Raw genomic sequence first — 13,580 nt, forward strand, 5'->3', positions numbered from 1 at the left:
GCGCTTCGTGCGCCTGTCTTTTCTTATATGCAAGTTCTCAAACAAAAGGAGCGGGAGAGCAAGCCCTCCCGCCCGTGCATTCTGGTGATGGGGTCAGAAAAAACCCGCATGACGCAGATACGGCCGTGTATCAGTCGCCATAGACGTCGAACGGGAAGTACTTGGCGTTGATTTCCTGGTACTTGCCGCTGGCGCGGATAGCTGCGATCGCCGCCGTGAACTTGTCGGCGAGCGCGGTTTCGCCCTTGCGGACCGCGATGCCGGCGCCTTCGCCGTTGATGACCGGGTCGATCGGCAGCGTGCCGAGCAGCTTGCAGCAGGCGCCGGCATCGGTCTTCAGCCATTCGGACAGCACCACCACGTCGTCGATGGCGGCGTCAATGCGGCCGTTGGCGATGTCGAGCTTGTACTCGTCAGCCGTCGGATACATCTTGACGTCGGCGTCCTTCATATGCGCCTGCGCATAGTTGGAGTGGGTCGTTGAGCCCTGTGCGCCGAGTGCCTTGCCGGCGAGCGCTTCGGGGGTTGCTTCCTTGATCTCGGAATCCTTCGGCACGATGATGGCCGGCGGCGTGTTGTAATACTTCTTGGAGAAGTCGACCTTCTCCTTGCGCTCCGCGGTGATCGACATGGAGGCGACGATCGCGTCGAACTTCTTGGCGATGAGCGCCGGGATGATGCCGTCCCAATCCTGCGTGACGAAAGTGCACTCTGCCTTCATTTCCTCGCAGAGCGCCTTGGCGATGTCGACGTCGAAGCCGGTCAGCGTGCCGTCGGATTCGAGGTTGTTGAAGGGCGGGTACGCGCCTTCCGTGCCAATCACGATCTTCTCGCCTTCAGCCATCGCGGACGACGCGAAGAGGGCGATGACCGCAGCCGAGGCTGCGAGCGTGAAACGTTTGGAAATACGCATTGTGATCCTCTCTGTTAAAGGCTCTCCGGTTTTTCTTATTGTCCGGGCCTTGATGTGAAGCGGGCAGGCCTGCCCGCTTGGGCCGGATAATCGACCGTTTTTTGCCAAAAAATCAACTGGTTTCGCGCCGCTTTTCCGCCCGGTTTCCCCGACAATTTCAAGCCCCGCCTCTGGCCGGGCTGAGGAAGAGGCCTATCTGGTGCCTCATCCAAGGTCATTCAGGTGAGGTTAATATGCTCCTGGCTAGGCCTTGAGTGGATTGTGACGGGTTCGCGCACCGGCCGGAAGAGCCGCGTGGGCCGCAAATGAAAAGACGGGACACCGTGAGGATAAAACGATGACTTTCCGCTCCAGACTTTTTGCAACCGTTGCGCTGCCTGTCCTGTCGACGGTGCTGATCGCGACGCCGACGCTCGCAGACGCCCTGATGAAACCGTTAGAGGTTGCGCAGGAGAACACCGGCGAAGGGCAGCCGAGCGAGGAAGAATTGCTCCTGCAACAGCAGCAGCAACAACAGGATGATGCTCAGCCCGCCGCCGAGGAAGAGCAGCAGCGCCAGGCTGACGAACAGAAAGCCGTGGAAGACGCTGAGAAAGCCGCCGCCGAGCAGAAGGCTGCCGAAGAGGAAGCCCAGCGTGCTGCCGGTGAAGAGCAACAACGTCAGGCCGACGAACAGAAGGCTGCGGAGGACGCGGAAAAAGCTGCTTCCGAGCAGAAGGCTGCCGAAGAGGAAGCCCAACGTGCTGCCGGTGAAGAGCAGCAGCGTCAGGCCGAAGAACAGAAGGCCGCTGAAGACGCTGAGAAAGCCGCGGCCGAACAGAGGGCTGCCGAAGAGGAAGCCCAACGTGCTGCCGGTGAAGAGCAGCAGCGTCAGGCCGACGAACAGAAGGCCGCTGAAGACGCCGAGAAAGCCGCGGCCGAGCAGAAGGCTGCGGAAGAGGAAGCCCAGCGCGCTGCCGGTGAAGAGCAGCAGCGTCAGGCTGACGAACAGAAAGCCGCCGAGGACGCCGAGAAAGCCGCTTCCGAGCAGAAAGCTGCGGAAGACGAGGCGAAGCGCGCTGCTGAGGGCGAACAGCAGCGACAGGCCGACGAGCAGAAGGCTGCCGAAGAACAGAAGCCGGCTGAGGATCAGCAGGCCGAGCAGCCTGTAAAGCAGCAGGACGGTAGTGCTGAGGAGACCACGACCGGCGAACAACCACCGACCGAAGAGCGTGAGAAGCCGGCCGTTGCCGGTGAGGAAACGCCGACTGAAACAGGTACGGATCAGCCTGCGACCGCCGAGACCGGCGAAACGGCCATCGATGCGCCGGTGCCGGAGGTCGTGGAGACGCTGACGGAAGAGCAGAAGCAGGAAATCGCCGAAGACCCGTCAAAGACGGATGAGACGGTCGTGCTGCCGGTTGAAAACGGTGCCGCGGTGCTAGACAGCGACAAGGATGCCGACAAGACCGGTGGCCGGAAGGGCCGCGAGGACCGCCGCAAGCAGCGCGAGGAATTGCGTGCGCAGGACGAGGCAATGCCGGTGCCGGAATCGGATGATTCCGCCCAGGCCGAAATCTCCGAGGAGGTTCGCGAGGCCGTTCCCGGCAAGATCGAGGCGGCCATCAACGAGGAGGGCGAGCGGGTCGAGAAGGCACCGGATTTCGCCGTGCCCGAGACGACGAACATCATCAACAACACGGTGATCAACAATACGATCGTCAACAACAACACCGTCAACAACACGACGATCGACAACAGCGCCACCGAGGTCAATGTGATCGAGCGGATCGAAAACCGCACGGTCCTTGAGGTCGGCGACCAGTTGATTGTGCGCGGCGACGACCGGCCGCGCCTGCGCCGCGATTCGGAAGAGGTTTTCTACGATAACCTTGCCCGCGGACGCATGCGCGAAACGATCACGCGTCCCGGCGGCGTGCGGATCGTGACGATCTACAATCGCTACGGCGACATCATCCAGCGCTCGCGCGTCGGCCGGGACGGCAGGGAGTATATCCTCGTCTATGCGCCGGAACTTGAAGGCGATGCGCCGCGCCCCGGTCTCGTCGATGTGGGATACGAGTTGCCGCCGATGCGTCTGCGCATACCGGTCAGCGACTACATTATCGACACGTCGAGCGAGCCGGATCGCGACTACTACGAATTCCTCTCCGAGCCGCCGGTCGAGCGCGTTGAGCGTGTCTATTCGATCGATGAGGTGAAACACTCGGCCCGTCTGCGCGACAAGGTGCGCCGTATCGACCTCGATACGATCACCTTCGCCACCGGCAGCGCCGAAGTGCCGATGTCGCAGGCGCGCACACTGCGCAGCGTGGCGGAGGCGATGCAGAAGGTGCTCGACAAGGATCCGGGTGAGACCTTCCTTATCGAGGGCCATACTGACGCGGTCGGCGCCGACAAGCCGAACCTCGTGCTGTCCGACGAGCGCGCCGAATCGGTCGCGAGCCTGCTGACCGAGGTTTACGGCGTCCCGCCAGAAAACCTCCAGACGCAGGGTTACGGCGAGCGCTTCCTGAAAGTGCGCACCGACGTGGCCGAACAGCAGAACCGCCGCGTCACCATTCGCCGCGTCACGACGCTGGTGCGTCCGATGGCGAAAGCGAACTGATCGCGTCTTCGTGCGTTTCACCATGGCCGTCGGCACGACCGGCGGCCATGTCCTGTTCAGCGCGGATTCATCTGCGATGGATTAGCGTCGCAACAACACAAATTCGCCTGCAAATCTTGATTCAACGCCGGCATAACCGGCAACGAGGAAACGCCAATGGGTAAGAGAACAACACTTCTGGCAACGGTGGCTTTGCCGCTCGTGTCGCTGGTTTGGCAACCGGTGAACGCGGCGGTGATGCGCCCCGCGTTCGTTTCCGAGGGCGTGCCGCACGTCATTACCGTTCAAAGCGAGGGCGATCTTTCCGAGGAAGAACTGCGCCGTCAGCGCCGCGAACGCAAGCAGGCGCGTGAGCAGCAGCAGGGCGACGAGGGGCAACAGCAGGATCGTCAGAAGGCGCGCGAGGAGCGCCGCCAGAAGCAGAGTGAGGCTGAGGGCGAACAACAACAACAGGGCGATCGCCAGAAGGCGCGCGAGGAACGTCGCCAGAAGCAGCGTGAGGCTGAGGGCGAACAACAACAACAGGGCGATCGCCAGAAGGCCCGCGAGGAACGTCGCCAGAAGCAGCGTGAGGCTGAGGCCGAACAGCAGCAGCAGGGCGACCAGCAGAAGGCCCGTGAAGAACGCCGCCAGAAGCAGCGTGAGGCTGAGGCCGAACAGCAGCAGCAGGGCGACAAGCAGAAGGCGCGGGAAGAACGCCGCCAGAAGCAGCGTGAGGCTGAGGCCGAACAGCAGCAGCAGGGCGACCAGCAGAAGGCCCGTGAAGAACGACGCAAGAAGCAGCGTGAAGCTGAGGGCGAACAGCAGCAGGGTGACCAGCAGAAGGCCCGCGAGGAACGCCGCAAGAAGCAGCGCGAAGCGGAGGCCGAACAGCAGCAGCAGGGCGACCAGCAGAAGGCCCGTGAAGAACGACGCAAGAAGCAGCGTGAGGCTGAAGCCGACCAGCAACAGCAGGGCGACCAGCAGAAGGCCCGTGAAGAACGACGCAAGAAACAGCGTGAGGCGGAGGCCGAACAGCAACAGCAAGGCGACCAGCAGAAGGCCCGCGAAGAACGCCGCAAGAAGCAGCGCGAGGCGGAAGGCGAGGAACAGCAACAGGAAGAGCGGCTGAAGGCGCGGGAAGAACGCCGCAAGAAGCAGGGTGATGCCGAGGTCGATCAGCAACAGCAGGAGGCGCGGGAGAAGGTCCGCGAAGAACGGCGCCGCAAGCGCGACGAGGGCCGTGAACGGATTGCCAGGGATCCCTCCAAGACGACTGAAACGATCGAGCTGCCGTTCATCGATGGTGCGGCTGTGCTCGATAGCGACAAGGAATCGGACAATCGTCGGGATTCGTCGCGCGAAGAACGCCGCCGCAAGCGCGCGGAAGAACGACGCAATGCTGATGTCCGCGTTCCTGAATCCGACCGGGATGCGCAGATCGGCTGGAAGGACCGCGATCGCGTCGAATACGAGCCGGCCGAGCGCGAGCGGGGCGAACGCCGTGACCGTCGTCCGCGTTATGCCGATCGTGATGGCTGGCGCGTCGAGCGCGAAGTGGAAGACCGCTTCGTGATCAACTTCGGCGACCGTGTCATCGTGCGTTCGGACGATGGCGGTCGTCTGTCACGCCGTGCGGCGGAAACCTATTTCGAGGACCTGCCGAACGGCCGCGTTCGCGAAGTCATCATACGGCCGAACGGCGACCGGGTCGTTACGATCCGCAACCGCTACGGTGAGGTCATCCAGCGCTCGCGCATCAACAGTGCCGGCCGTGAATATGTGATGTTCTATGCGCCGGAAATCGATCGTGACAGCCGGCCGACCTTCGTCGATCCCGGCGAGCGGCTGCCGCCGATGCGCCTGACCATTCCCGTCGACGACTATATCATCGATACGTCGGCCGAGGATCGTCACGATTATCGCGAGTTCCTCGACCGGCCGCCGGTGGAACCGGTTGAAAGGGTCTACACGCTGGATGAAGTCAAGTATTCCGCGCGTATCCGCGACAAGGTGCGCCGTATCGACCTCGATACGATCACGTTTGCGACCGGCTCTTCGGAAATTTCGATGAACCAGGCGTCGTCGCTGCGCAAGGTGGCGGATGCGATCAACGAGATCCTCGATAAGGATCCCGGCGAGACCTTCCTCATCGAGGGGCATACGGATGCCGTCGGTTCGGACGAATCGAACCTCGTGCTCTCCGACGAGCGCGCCGAGGCAGTCGCCAACGTCCTGACGGATGTCTACGACATCGCGCCGGAGAACCTTGCGACGCAGGGCTATGGCGAACGCTACCTGAAGATCGAGACGGAGAGTGCGGAACAGCTCAACCGCCGCGTCACCATTCGCCGCGTTACCCCGTTGGTAAAGCCGGTCGCAATGGCCGAGTGAGGAACGACGTTTTCGACAAACGAGGCCGCGGGAGAAATCCCGCGGCCCTTTTTTATGACTGGCAATGCCGTCACACGCGCCCGTGCGGAACGCTCAGCCTTGCCTCATCTCGAGACCCGTGACCGTGACGACGAAGTCGGCGATGGTTTTTGTATCGTCGAGATCGAAGACGGGGAGCGTCGTGTCCGTCACCGGGTGATCGGCGGCGATGGCGGCGATATGCGGGTCTTCGGGGGCGAGCGGCGTGCGGTTGGCGGCTTCTAGGCGCCGGGCCTCGATCTTCGGGATCGGTTCGCGCTTGTAGCCTTCGATCAGCACGAGGTCGCAGGGTGCGATGCGGGCGAGGATTTCCTCGAAGGAGGGTTCGGCAGCACCGCGCAGTTCGTGCATGATGGCATAGCGGGTGCCGGAGACGATGGTCACTTCATAGGCGCCGGCCTGGCGATGGCGGTAGCTGTCGGCGCCGACCTTGTCGATGTCGAAGTCGTGATGGGCGTGCTTGATGGTGGAGACGCGGTAGCCGCGGGCGACCAGTTCCGTCACGAGGCGGACGGCAAGGCCGGTCTTGCCAGAATTCTTCCATCCGGCAATGCCGAAAATTTTCGGTCGCGTCATCGTTCCAGCACCCAGAGCCAGTTTTCCGCCTCGTCGAGATCGTCCGGCGTGTTGATGTTGAAGAAGGGGTCGAAATCGCCGCGCGCCGTCTCGATCAGCGGGAAGGTGACTTCACGCGCCTGGTGGCGTTCGAGATAGCTGCGCACGCGCAGGGCGCCGCCGCTGGAGAGCCAGTCGGCAAGATCGGCGGCAAGCGCCACCGGCCACAAGGCGAAGACGGGATGCAGCCCGCTTGCCGAGCGCGCGACGGCGATGCGGTCCGGTGCGTCGATGACGCGGGAAAACCGGGCGACCAGATCGGACGGGAAGAAGGGGCTGTCCGTTGGAACGGTCGCGACGTGGCTGGCATCCGGGTGATCGCGGCGTGCGTAGTCAAGTGCGGCGAGCACGCCGCCGAGTGGTCCGGCGCGGGCTGCATCGAGGTCGGCGAAGACCGGAAGTTCCCCGCCGCGCTCGAAGAGCACGGGGCCATTGGCATTGACGGCGACGGCGGAGACCTGCGGGCGCAGCCGCCGGGCGGCGCGGTCGATGAGTGCTGCGCCGCCGAGGCGGATGCGTGACTTGTCCTGCCCCATGCGGGAGGAGAGGCCTCCGGCAAGAATTACGCCCGGTATCGCATGCGCCAGTGCCATCTCATTCCTATTGGCCGGTATCCCTCGCCATCCGGTCTAGTCGGTGAAGGCCCCGGTCGCAACCCTTTCCGATGTCAGGGCGATTCCGGCTTGGACTCCTGGGCGACTGCCGCCGCGCTGCGGCGGTTTTCGCGGTAGAAGGTGTAGAGACCCGAAGCGACGATGATCGCGACCCCGACGGTCATCCAGAGGTCCGGCAACTCGCCGAAGAACAGGAACCCGATGGCGATCGCCCAGAGGAGGCTCGTATAGCGGAAGGGGGCGATGAAGGAGATTTCGCCGGAGCGCATGGCGCTGACGATTCCCTGATAGCCGACGAGAAGCAATGCGCTCGCCACGGCGAGCCGGCCGAATGTCTCGGCAGACATAGGCTGCCAGCCACCCAGCGGCTCGATCAGGACGGCGCCGGTGAGCGTGATGGTGGCGGAAGTAACGGCGCTGACGAAAAGCGAGGGCACGTCGCTGCTGATCTGCCGCGTCGCAAGATCCCGCGCCGCCGCACCGACAACGGACGCGATCACATAGGTGGCCGCCAGCGAAAACCCTTCCGGCCCCGGGCGAATGACGATGAGCACGCCGGCGAAACCCGCAGTAATGGCGAGCCAGCGCCGCCAGCCGACTTTTTCGCCGAGAAACAGCGCAGCACCCAGCGTGACGGCGAGCGGCAGGGCCTGGAGGATCGCCGCGGTGTTGGCGAGCGGCATGGCTCCCAGCGCGGAAACATAGGCGATCGACGCGAAGATTTCGGCCACAAGCCGCAGCATCACCGCCGGTTGCAGGATCACCCGCCAGGAGCGCAGCGCGCCCATCCAATGGGCAATGACGACGACGAGCACCGTCGTCATCAGCCCGCGCACGAAGAGGATCTGGCCGGTATTCATCGTCGCGGTGACGGATTTGACGAGGGCATCGTTGCAGGTGAAGCCCGCCATGGCGACGGCCATGAAGAGCGCGCCTCTGGCGTTTCCGGTGAGATTCATGCGGGTGATTCCAAGCTTGTATGCACTCTAATAGGCTGATTGTGTGCCGTATGCCATTGGAACAAACAGGGTCGTTGCCGAAGGAAGCAGCGGATGGGCGAATATTGGGCAGGAAGCCCTGCCAGCTGGGCGCAACACGCTGAGTTTCTGCCGTTTTCCCGAAGGACTTCCTTAAGTTTCCCCACCTATCGTTGCGGCATCCCAATGAACGATCGCATGATGCGACGGGTGAGGGCAGGCCGCCCGGTGTGGGATCGGCCGAAGCCCCGACATGCTACCTGCCGGCCGCGCTCGCCTTGGCGAGCCTCAGCGGCCGCTTCGGCTTTGAGGAACACCCGCAGGGATCTTGGTCGTTAAAAAAAACGTCGGGGAACCCATGTCCTTCATTGATCGCCTGCTCCAGCAGCGCCGCATCGTCACCAAGGTGCTGCTGTTCGTCATCCCTCTCGTCGTGCTGATTGCCGGCATCGGCCTTGTCGGCTATTTCACCGCGAGTACGCTGAATGGCCACATGACGGTCACCCGCGAGACGATCAACAGCCTGTCGCACTTCCAAAACCTGCGCACCGGATTGCAGGATTTTGCCGACCGGCCGGGCCAGGACACCCGCGATGCGCTGGGCGCCCGGATCGACGAGCAGGAGGCGGGGATCCAGGATCTCGACGCGCTGCTGCCGGATGCCGGCGAAAAGGCCAAGATCGCTTCGGTCGTGGCACTTGCCGGCACGATGCGCAGCCAGGCCGAAACGCTCTGGGCGATCGACCAGGAACGCAATGCCGTGACGGCAGCGCTGGAAGGCGCGCTGGCGGCGATGGCCAAGGACGGCGCGTTTGCCGAAAAGCAGATCGGTGTCATCCGCAGTGAATCGGGCGAGAAGGAAGCCTTTGCCAAGGCGTTGCTTTTCGATGCCGCCGCCTATCAGGGCCTTGCCGAACGCATCGGCAAGTTCCGCAAGCCGGTCGCGCTGGCGATGAAGTCGGAGGACAAGGTGAAGGCGGCCGAAACCTATCTGCCGCAGCTTCTGAAGCAACTCGATGAATCCAAGGCGATCGCCTCGACGAAGGCCCTGGGGCAGATCAAGCCGTTCGAGGTGGAAGTCGCCAAGATCAAGGAGATCCTTGCCGGCACCGACGATGCGGAAAGCAAGAAGACGAAATTCATGTCGGTACTCTCCAAGCTCACGAAGTTCGATGCCGACTTCCTGAAGGAAGCGGGCAAGAACTCCGATACCGCCGCCAAGCGCTTTGTCGGCATGGATGCAGAGATTGGTCTCCTGAAGACGCTGATCACCCTGATGGGCGATACGTTCAAGGGCATCGATGAGACCCGCCTGCATATCAGCGAACTGCACCGCAAGCTCGACCAGGGCAGCCGCGATGCGGTGCTGGCTGACGTCAAGGCCGTTGCGACCAGCGCTGCCGAACTTGCCAAGCTCGGCACAAAGAATGCTGCGCTGCGCGACCTTTCGGAAAAGCTCGCGCCATCGCTTGCCAGCATCGAGAAGGGCACGCAGGACCTCATCACCGTCGGAGAGAAATGGCAGGCCGCGCGCGCTGCCGCCTATGTCTCGGTCGCGGATGCCAGCACCACGCTCGAACAGTTCGTTTCCACGGCGCAGGAGGCCGGTAAGGCGGACAGCCAGCGGTCGGCAAACGTCTCGCTCATCGCCATGGTTGCCGGCACGCTGCTTGCCATCATCGGTGGCCTGATGCTGGTCGAGACGCTGCGCGGTCCGCTGAAACGCGTGACCGAGGCGATGTCGCGGCTTGCCAGCGGTGACCTCGACATCAGCATCGACGGCCGCAACCGTGGTGACGAAATCGGCGACATGGTGCGCTCGGTTGCCGTCTTCCGCGACGCCGCTCGGGAAAACGTGCGGCTGGAGCACGAGGCAGAGGCCCAGCGCCAACTGACGGCAGAAGAGCAGGCCCGCCGCACCAGCGAACGCGCCCGCATCGAGGCGGAGCAGACCGAGGCGCTCACTGCGCTCTCCGACGTGCTCGGACAACTCGCGGCCGGCAATCTCGAAGAAAGCATGACGGAGGCACTCGCCGCCGAATATGTCGCCATGGCCCGTACCTACAACAATGCCGTCGAAGCGCTGCGCCTGACCCTTTCGGACGTCCGCGCCACGACGATGGAGATCAACGGCGGCACGGACAATCTGGCCGCATCGGCTGACGACCTAGCCCGTCGCACGGAGCAGCAGGCGGCGGCGCTGGAGGAAAGCTCCCGGGCGCTCCGCCAACTGACCGATATCGTCCGCTCGACGGCCGAGAGCGCGCAAAAGACGGCGGTTTCCGTCGATGAGACGCACAGCTATGCCAAGCGGTCCAGCGAGGTCGTGGCGAAGGCGGTTGATGCCATGGGCGAGATCAACCGCTCGTCGGAAAAGATCAGCACGATCATCGGCGTCATCGACGAGATCGCCTTCCAGACCAACCTGCTCGCACTGAATGCCGGTGTCGAGGCAGCGCGTGCCGGTGAGGCGGGTCGCGGTTTCGCGGTTGTTGCGCAGGAAGTCCGCGAGCTTGCCCAGCGCTGCGCAGGTGCCGCCCGTGAGATCAAGGGCCTGATCTCCGCCAGCTCGACGCAGGTGCGCAACGGCGTGGCGCTCGTCACCGAGACCGGCGAGGCGCTTTCGGTGATCAACGAGCACATTTCGTCGATCCATGGGCTGGTTGGCAAGATCGAGGCCGCCGCCGCCGCCCAGTACGAGGGCATCAACGAGGTGAACCAGGCGGTGCACCAGGTCGAACTCATCACGCAGCAGAATGCCGCGATGGTGGAGGAGAACACCGCCGAAATCCACGGCCTGCGTCGTCGGGTGCAAAGCCTCAACCAGAAGATCGACCACTTCAAGACCCGCGATCTCGATATGCGGCAGAGCGGCTCCTACGGTCAGCACTACGCGGCTTAGGTTGGAAGGTTCCTCTGACAACAAAAAGGCCGGGTTTTTACCCGGCCTTTTTTCTTGTTCGCTGCCGCTTTTCCGTCATTCCGGAGACACCGCTATTTGGCGACCTCGTAGACGACGTAACTTTCCGCCGCCGGATCCGGGTCACCATAGGTTGGATCGACCTCGAAGCGGGTCAGGATGAAGTCGCCGTTGCGAAAAAGCCATTCGCCGCTGTCCCAGGCATCGCCGATGCCGCGCCAGGCGGTGTGGCTGGTGATCGTGCGTTTTTCCAGGTCGAAAGTGGCGTTCACCAGCAGGCCGGTGGCGCGAAAGCCACGCACCTTCGGATCGGCCTTGAGCTTGCTCATTTCCTCGTCGCCGTAGCTGTAGTCGAGGTCGGGCGTGGCGAAGGCGGTGAGTTTTGGGGATTCGTCGTCGCTCTTCTTCAGCACGAAGGCGTGGCGGATGTTGTATCCACCCCCGGGAAAAAATCACTGTTATTACTCTTGTAAAACCAATGACTTAGGGAGTCAAGGATTTTTCAAAAGATACCCGTGTGCAGCAATATGTGCGCATTTTGTGCAGCACTTTGGGTCTGTCCGCGACCGCTAAAACGGAAAAAACCCCGGGCAATGCCGGGGCGGTTCTATTGGTCTCGTTGTCGGGCGATCTGCATCCGAACAAGCTCGCTCAGCGGATGTCCGAACCATCCTTTGATGAAGCCCGGGACACAGTCCGGTTCTTCCTTCACCTTCTCGCTCATACCCATCGGCGCGACGTGCACGACGTTGCCTTCATCGTCCTTCATGCGAACAACCTTCTTCCATAGGCCTTCGACTTCAGCGGGCGTGAAGACGCGCGGTTCGGCGTCGTAATAGCAGCCCTTCAGGTCATGTTTGATCATTACGCGCACGCATTCAAGCAACGTGGCGTCGGGCTGGTCCTCATTCAATATTACAAACTCAATCATAGCGGTGTCTCCTTTTCCGTTATGTAGAGAAATCCGCTCTTTCGAAAAATAAATTAACAGAAATGCATTTTTTATTCGAATATCGCTCGTTTAAGCGAATTCAGAAATTCATAAAATACTAGATAGGTATGAGACGATAAAAGAAAGGCGTCTCACTTGTTTTAAAAAGGAGATTTCAACCATGCAGGCTAACACTAACTATTTTTCCATCACCACTTCCGTTGCCAAGCTCGACAAGACCACGACCAAGCTTGAAAAGGCGACAAACGAACTTGCCGACACGCTGGCGAATTCGGCGTACCGCGCTGAACTTCAGCAAAAGCTTATCGATGAGGTGAATGACATCTTTGACGAGATGCATGCTCGAAACGGCGTCTACCACAAGTTTTCCAGCAACAAGGATGCGCGCAAGCGGTCGCTGTTCGTCGCCTACGCCAATATCAAGGCCCGCTGCACGAACCCGGATCATCCAGCCTACAAGAACTACGGCAAGCGCGGGATTACCTGTGCGTTCGCTGATTTCGAGGCCTTCTCTCGCCACGTCGGCTTCCGACCGCATCCGAGCTATACGATTGACAGAATTGATAACTCACGCGGATATGAGCCGGGAAATTTGAGGTGGGCAAGCTGGACTGAACAAGCTGCAAACCGCCGTCCTTGCGGGAAGCGTGGGCCTTATAAGAAGACGCTCCACTAAAACCATTCGAAGGGCGGGATCATCCTGAAGTACGGTCTGATCACCATGATTTCCATCACGACGGCGAATATCCCGAAGACAAGCAGCCCCGCGAACACCAACCAACCCTTTTCGCGCTCGCTTATTTTCAACGGCTTCTCCTCATAAGATCGGTCATCCGGTTCGATAAATATCGGATGACCACTATCTCTCTACCGACATTTTACAACCATGTCCGCGCGTCCCTTTTCGACGGCAAGCTTTCCGCCGATCAGGTGCGCGGTATGGACGCAATCATTTACGGCACTGAACAGATTGATAGCCGCGGGCTGGCTTACGCGCTTGCCACGGCTCATCACGAGACCGGGCGTAAGTTCGTCCCGGTAGTTGAAAACCTGAATTACAGCGCATCGGGCCTTCTCAACACCTTCTCCAAATACTTCAGCAAGGCGGATGCCGCCAAGTACGCCCGCAATCCAGTCGCTATCGCAAACCGTGCCTATGCAAACCGTATGGGCAATGGCGATGAAGCTTCGGGCGATGGTTGGCTCTATCGGAGCAGGGGCGCTGTTATGATCACGGGGCGCGCGAACTATGCGAAGTTCGGGCTCGTAAAGAAGCCGGAAGCCGCCCTTGAGCTAGACCGGTCAGTGACCATCCTGCTTGACGGCATGATCAAGGGCAAATTCACCGGACTGAAGCTGTCCGACTATTTCAACGAAAAGACGACGGACTGGCGGAATGCGCGGCGCATCATCAACGGATTGGACCGTGCCGACGATGTCGCGGATTACGCCAAGAAATTTCACGCGGCTCTTGAAGCTGCATGCACTTAAAGAGGAATTCCCATGAAATATAAGAAGAATGAGCGCGGCTCTTACGAAATCGAGCCGCACACTTCAGACGAAGCAGCA

The 13,580-nt window shown here is 61.5% G+C and carries 11 protein-coding genes; 5 read left to right on the forward strand and 6 right to left on the reverse strand.

Annotated features, from left to right (window positions below; genetic code table 11):
* Window positions 1-130: 130 nt before the first annotated feature.
* Window positions 131-913: an ABC transporter substrate-binding protein gene (locus tag ACT6VE_RS03845; protein WP_444797275.1), complete on the reverse strand. Its 783-nt coding sequence runs from the start codon at window positions 911-913 to the stop codon at window positions 131-133.
* A gap of 337 nt (window positions 914-1,250) precedes the next feature.
* Between ACT6VE_RS03845 and ACT6VE_RS03850 the strand changes: the two genes are divergently transcribed.
* Complete coding sequence (locus tag ACT6VE_RS03850) at window positions 1,251-3,521, forward strand: OmpA family protein (RefSeq protein WP_444797276.1); 2,271 nt, start codon at window positions 1,251-1,253, stop codon at window positions 3,519-3,521.
* Between the two features lie 156 nt (window positions 3,522-3,677).
* Window positions 3,678-5,894 carry an OmpA family protein gene (locus ACT6VE_RS03855; protein ID WP_444797277.1) on the forward strand — a complete coding sequence of 739 codons (2,217 nt, stop codon included), beginning with the start codon at window positions 3,678-3,680 and terminating at the stop codon, window positions 5,892-5,894.
* 93 nt (window positions 5,895-5,987) lie between these two features.
* Here ACT6VE_RS03855 and mobB read toward each other — a convergent pair whose 3' ends face one another.
* From mobB to ACT6VE_RS03870, 3 genes are all read right to left on the reverse strand, one after another.
* Window positions 5,988-6,509, reverse strand: coding sequence for a molybdopterin-guanine dinucleotide biosynthesis protein B (gene mobB / locus ACT6VE_RS03860; RefSeq protein ID WP_444797278.1), 522 nt, complete (start codon window positions 6,507-6,509; stop codon window positions 5,988-5,990).
* On the reverse strand, window positions 6,506-7,141 hold the full coding sequence (mobA, locus tag ACT6VE_RS03865; RefSeq protein ID WP_444797279.1) for a molybdenum cofactor guanylyltransferase MobA: 636 nt from the start codon (window positions 7,139-7,141) through the stop codon (window positions 6,506-6,508). The genes mobB and mobA overlap by 4 nt, the downstream gene beginning before the upstream one ends.
* Before the next feature lie 74 nt (window positions 7,142-7,215).
* Entirely contained in the window at window positions 7,216-8,121 is a 906-nt protein-coding gene (locus ACT6VE_RS03870; RefSeq protein ID WP_444797280.1) for a DMT family transporter, read from the reverse strand.
* A 376-nt stretch (window positions 8,122-8,497) separates the two neighbouring features.
* On the opposite strand from ACT6VE_RS03870, the gene ACT6VE_RS03875 reads away from it, so the two are divergent.
* Window positions 8,498-11,041 (forward strand): methyl-accepting chemotaxis protein, encoded by a 2,544-nt coding sequence (locus tag ACT6VE_RS03875; RefSeq protein ID WP_444797281.1) that lies wholly within the window; start codon window positions 8,498-8,500, stop codon window positions 11,039-11,041.
* A gap of 92 nt (window positions 11,042-11,133) precedes the next feature.
* On the opposite strand, the gene ACT6VE_RS03880 is transcribed toward ACT6VE_RS03875, so the two are convergent.
* Together ACT6VE_RS03880 and ACT6VE_RS03885 are read right to left on the reverse strand one after the other, a co-directional pair.
* Window positions 11,134-11,472 carry a hypothetical protein gene (locus tag ACT6VE_RS03880; protein ID WP_444797282.1) on the reverse strand — a complete coding sequence of 113 codons (339 nt, stop codon included), beginning with the start codon at window positions 11,470-11,472 and terminating at the stop codon, window positions 11,134-11,136.
* 194 nt (window positions 11,473-11,666) lie between these two features.
* A complete protein-coding gene (locus ACT6VE_RS03885) occupies window positions 11,667-11,990 on the reverse strand; it encodes a hypothetical protein (protein WP_444797283.1) in 324 nt (107 codons plus the stop codon).
* Between the two features lie 181 nt (window positions 11,991-12,171).
* On the opposite strand from ACT6VE_RS03885, the gene ACT6VE_RS03890 reads away from it, so the two are divergent.
* Together ACT6VE_RS03890 and ACT6VE_RS03895 are read left to right on the forward strand one after the other, a co-directional pair.
* A complete protein-coding gene (locus ACT6VE_RS03890) occupies window positions 12,172-12,687 on the forward strand; it encodes a hypothetical protein (RefSeq protein ID WP_444797284.1) in 516 nt (171 codons plus the stop codon).
* A gap of 176 nt (window positions 12,688-12,863) precedes the next feature.
* Window positions 12,864-13,502, forward strand: a complete 639-nt coding sequence (locus tag ACT6VE_RS03895) for a hypothetical protein (RefSeq protein WP_444797285.1) — start codon at window positions 12,864-12,866, stop codon at window positions 13,500-13,502.
* Window positions 13,503-13,580: the final 78 nt, after the last annotated feature.

The sequence above is a fragment of the Shinella sp. genome, assembly GCF_052438155.1.
Taxonomy (GTDB): Bacteria; Pseudomonadota; Alphaproteobacteria; order Rhizobiales; family Rhizobiaceae; genus Shinella.

Coding starts and splice junctions, on each gene's coding strand:
- ACT6VE_RS03845 (WP_444797275.1), bottom strand. CDS start 913: ATGCGTATTTCCAAACGTTTCACGCTCGCAGCCTCGGCTGCGGTCATC.
- ACT6VE_RS03850 (WP_444797276.1), top strand. CDS start 1,251: ATGACTTTCCGCTCCAGACTTTTTGCAACCGTTGCGCTGCCTGTCCTG.
- ACT6VE_RS03855 (WP_444797277.1), top strand. CDS start 3,678: ATGGGTAAGAGAACAACACTTCTGGCAACGGTGGCTTTGCCGCTCGTG.
- mobB (WP_444797278.1), bottom strand. CDS start 6,509: ATGACGCGACCGAAAATTTTCGGCATTGCCGGATGGAAGAATTCTGGC.
- mobA (WP_444797279.1), bottom strand. CDS start 7,141: ATGGCACTGGCGCATGCGATACCGGGCGTAATTCTTGCCGGAGGCCTC.
- ACT6VE_RS03870 (WP_444797280.1), bottom strand. CDS start 8,121: ATGAATCTCACCGGAAACGCCAGAGGCGCGCTCTTCATGGCCGTCGCC.
- ACT6VE_RS03875 (WP_444797281.1), top strand. CDS start 8,498: ATGTCCTTCATTGATCGCCTGCTCCAGCAGCGCCGCATCGTCACCAAG.
- ACT6VE_RS03885 (WP_444797283.1), bottom strand. CDS start 11,990: ATGATTGAGTTTGTAATATTGAATGAGGACCAGCCCGACGCCACGTTG.
- ACT6VE_RS03890 (WP_444797284.1), top strand. CDS start 12,172: ATGCAGGCTAACACTAACTATTTTTCCATCACCACTTCCGTTGCCAAG.
- ACT6VE_RS03895 (WP_444797285.1), top strand. CDS start 12,864: ATGACCACTATCTCTCTACCGACATTTTACAACCATGTCCGCGCGTCC.